This window comes from Pseudomonas fluorescens (genome assembly GCF_902497895.1).
Classification (GTDB): Bacteria; Pseudomonadota; Gammaproteobacteria; order Pseudomonadales; family Pseudomonadaceae; genus Aquipseudomonas; species Aquipseudomonas fluorescens_BP.
Window position 1 is genome coordinate 1 of record NZ_CABVHQ010000140.1, and the last position, 3683, is coordinate 3683.

Annotated in this window: 5 protein-coding genes; 4 read left to right on the forward strand and 1 reads right to left on the reverse strand. The window is 60.8% G+C overall.

Going from position 1 to position 3683, the window contains the following annotated elements:
- The 4 genes from F8N21_RS30025 to F8N21_RS30040 form a co-directional block, all read left to right on the forward strand.
- A partial coding sequence (locus F8N21_RS30025; RefSeq protein WP_412071688.1) for a DUF2515 family protein occupies positions 1-1126 on the forward strand: 1126 nt, incomplete at its 5' end.
- Entirely contained in the window at positions 1123-1737 is a 615-nt protein-coding gene (locus tag F8N21_RS30030; RefSeq protein WP_150645570.1) for a hypothetical protein, read from the forward strand. The genes F8N21_RS30025 and F8N21_RS30030, both read left to right, overlap by 4 nt.
- Positions 1738-1739: 2 nt before the next feature.
- Entirely contained in the window at positions 1740-1928 is a 189-nt protein-coding gene (locus F8N21_RS30035; RefSeq protein ID WP_150645571.1) for a hypothetical protein, read from the forward strand.
- Positions 1925-2539 (forward strand): hypothetical protein, encoded by a 615-nt coding sequence (locus tag F8N21_RS30040; protein ID WP_150645572.1) that lies wholly within the window; start codon positions 1925-1927, stop codon positions 2537-2539. Before F8N21_RS30035 ends, F8N21_RS30040 begins: the two co-directional genes overlap by 4 nt.
- A gap of 201 nt (positions 2540-2740) precedes the next feature.
- On the opposite strand, the gene F8N21_RS30045 is transcribed toward F8N21_RS30040, so the two are convergent.
- Positions 2741-3631, reverse strand: a complete 891-nt coding sequence (locus F8N21_RS30045) for a DUF2950 domain-containing protein (protein WP_150645573.1) — start codon at positions 3629-3631, stop codon at positions 2741-2743.
- Between the last annotated feature and the right edge of the window lie 52 nt (positions 3632-3683).

Below are 3683 nucleotides of genomic sequence, written 5' to 3' on the forward strand. Positions count from 1 at the left end.
CCACTCGGTAACCGAGCCGCGCCCATCCGGTTTCGCGCCTGCAGCGAGCCGTCCCACTCCGACCTTCGCTGAACTGCCGGGACGGGTCTGCGAGAACCTCTGGCGCGGGTACCAGCAAAGAGCCGAGTCCATCGTGGCACCGGCCGGCACGCTGATCGCCGACCCCAAGGCGCGTAATCGCGCGATCAATGCCGCCTACGCCAGGTTATGGCTTGAGGATCAGCGTTTTCAATGGGCGGGCCTCGCAGCCTTTGCCTCGAAACAGGTCGGTTGCGGCCTGCTGCACGCCGCCGATTCGATCGATAAGATTCAGGCTGAATATGAGGCAGGGCAGATTCTAAAGAATAGCGCCAGGAAAGGGTTCTTTGGCTTGCTCAGCCGCAGTGAACGTGAAAGGCAGGCGAAACTGCGAGACTTCGAGCAGGCACAGCGCGACTACGAACAAGCCCACCGCAACAACCCGTTGCCGAGCATCGACCTCGGGCGCAACGACGAACCGCTGTCGTACGCGCAGCGGCTGTACCAGTACGTGTACGAGATGCTGGCCATGGGCAATACCACGCTGTTTCTGGATATATTTCCGCTGCACGCTTTCTACCAAGAGCGTGGGTTGCAGGCACTTGAAACCTGCCTGCCTTCACGCAAAAACATTTATGGGCATGACCAGCACCCGGTGCTGTGGCCGGTCGCGCAGGAGACGCTAAAGTTCGGTACTGACTACGAGGAAATCCTGCAAGCCTTTGAAGCCATTGAGGCTGGCAATATCGCCGAAAGCGTTGCGCTTCTTGCCGAGCACGAACAGGCCAACATCTTGCAACCGGCGATGTACCGCGACCGGGGACTGGTATGGTTGCTGCGCGGCAACCATGTTTCCTATATCACCGGCGTCCCGTCCGGCGCCGCTGAAGCCATCGAACTGACACTGGCCAGCCAGTGCCGTCGCGTTGATGACGGACGCACCATTGGCTTTGGCAACAACCCCATGGCCGACCTGTCCGATATCCATCAGCGCATGGCCTTCGTGCTCAGGGCGGCGGCGCAGTTTGACGAGCTGCTGCGGAACGGCAATCGCCACCGGATCGAACAGGCGATTCTGGATATCGCCGCGGGCCGGGGCGTGCGATGAGCCTGCTGCAACGCGTGGGTTGGCGACGGGGCGGTATCGGTCTGGCCGTTGTCGCACTGCTGGTGTTGGCGGCGGTACGCCTTGACGCGAGTGAGCCGGAAATTGCGCTGGTGATTGGCGAGCCTTATGAGGCCATGCGCCAGCGCTCCAGTGCAGCCATTGATCCAGCCATTCCTGGGCACTCATGGTTCAACATTCCAAAGTCTGATGCGCGCCTGCGCTTCACAGACCCTCAATACGGGTTCGTGACCCCACTGGCCCGCTTCTTCACGGTTAGTTTCACTGACGAGTTAGTCAGAAGTGTCCGGATGTCCCCGCAGATCGAGCCGCTGTTGCTCGACGATACGCTCAAGATCGTGCTGGACTTGCAGGAGCAATGGCGTCAAGGGGGCTGGACGCCAATCCGGGTCAAGGACTTTCCATCGTTTGCCGACACGCCGCAATGGCGGGCCCGATTACGAGACGTGAATAAAGGGGGCACGGCCTACTGGCGAGCGGGCGACCAGTACCAAGTGATGTTGGTGGTTAATCGCTTCAGGGACGATAAGCGTCCCACAGAGGAGCGCTACCTCATCACGATCGGACTGGGCAAGTCTCGGGGTGGGCCTTGAAAATGCGTATTAATGACGGACACCCCATTGGCTTTGGCAGCAATCACTTTGCCAACCTGTCCGATCTCCAACAGCGCATGCCCTTCGTGCTCAATGCGGCGGCGCGGTTTGATGAGCTGCTGCGTGACGGTAATGGCCACCGGATTGAACAGGCGATTCAGGATATCGCTGCAGGCCGGGGCGTGCGATGAGTTGGCTCGCTCATCTCGGCTGGCGACGCGCGGTATTTGCACTGGCGGTCGCTGCTCTCCTTACGATGGCGGCGATTCAAGTGCAATCGAGTGAACCGGAAATCGCGCTGGTGATTGGCGAGCCTTGGGAAACCATGCGTCAGCGCTCTAGTGCGGGCATTGATCCGGCCATTCCCGGGCATTACTGGTTCAACATTCCCAAGTCTGATGCCCGCCTTCGTTTCATAGACCCCCAATACGGGTTCGTAACCCCACTGGCTCGCTTCTTCACAATTAGTTTCGATGATGAGCTGGTCAGCGATGTCCGTATGTCCCCACAAATCGAGCCGCTGTTGCTCGACGATACGCTCCGAGTCGTGCTGAATTTGCAGGAGCAATGGCGCAAAGGGGGCTGGATACCAATCCGCGTCAATGACGATCCACCATTTGCCGACACGCCGCATTGGCGTGCCCGATTGCGCGACGTGAATAAAGGCGGAACGTCTTATTGGCAAGCCGGCAACCAGTATCAAGTGATGTTGGTGGTTAATCGCTTCAGGGACGATAAGCGTCCCACAGAGGAGCGCTACCTCATCACGCTGGCACTGGCCACGCCATGGGTGAAGCCTTGACCCGGCGCCTTGATAACGGACGCACCATTGGCTTCGGCAACAACCCCATGGCGACCTGTCCGATATCCTTCGACCAGAAAGGGGATCTATTTACCATAAATAGATCCCTCCCCTTTTCCCAGCGTCCGGCCAACACACCGTTCTGATCCTGCAGTGGTCAACTCATCCCAAACACAACGTTAAGTTTTTCTTCCCCCGAGCTCAAGGCACCGGCTGCTCCTCAACATCGCTCCAACTGCTATCCGGATCGAAGCGGAGCATGGCCGTCGCCAGTTTCGCGCTGTCCGGGCCCTGGTCTTTCTCGAACAGCTGGCCCTCGTGGCTGATCATGAAGCTCATCACACCGCTGTCGCCGTACTTCGCCGGCCAGGCGATCAGGGCGAAGCCGCGGCTCATGTTGTCGCCGAGTTTATAGTTGTAAGCGCCGCCCGGCGCTGATGGCCCCTGTGCGTCGAGGATACGGTAGTGGTAGCCATGCCAGTCGCCGCCGGGCTTGGCGTCGCCGAACAATGGGCCGAGCGGACTCTCTTCTATACCGGGCTCCTCGGCCCAGTACAGACCATCGTACTTGCCGTTGCTGCTGATGAACTTCTGCGCGTACTCAAGCACGCCGTCGCCGTCGCGGTCGATCTCGGCGTAGTCCACCTGAGCATCGTAGTAGGCCAGCGCCGACTGCACGGTGGCCAGTTCGTTGCGACCGATGCGGCGTTCACGGATCTCCTCGCCACCGGCCTTGGCGTTGAAGGCCCAGCCGTCCTTGCGCTGCGTGATCGGCAGCGGCAACGTCCAGGGGTCGGTGCCGACCACCAGATGCGCTTGACCTTTCCCGTCGGGCTGGGTGCTGTGCTTTTCCCGATAGCGGGCTAGGAAGGCATCGACATCTTCGCGGTCGACGCCCTCGAGCGGGATATACGTGCGCCAGTCGGCGCCGAGCAAGGCCGCGAGGCGCGCGGGATCGGCCTGTTGGGTGCCGAGCGCGGCGACCAGGGCTTCGGCGGCGGCATCCGGACTGGGAAAGGCCTGCTGCGCGCGCACGTCCTGGGCCAGAACCGCCAGCAGCGCAATGGGAAAAATACGGAATGCAGCCTTCATGGCGAGTTCTCCTGTCAGCGCCGTTGGCCGCCGCCCCGAGACGGTGCTCGGG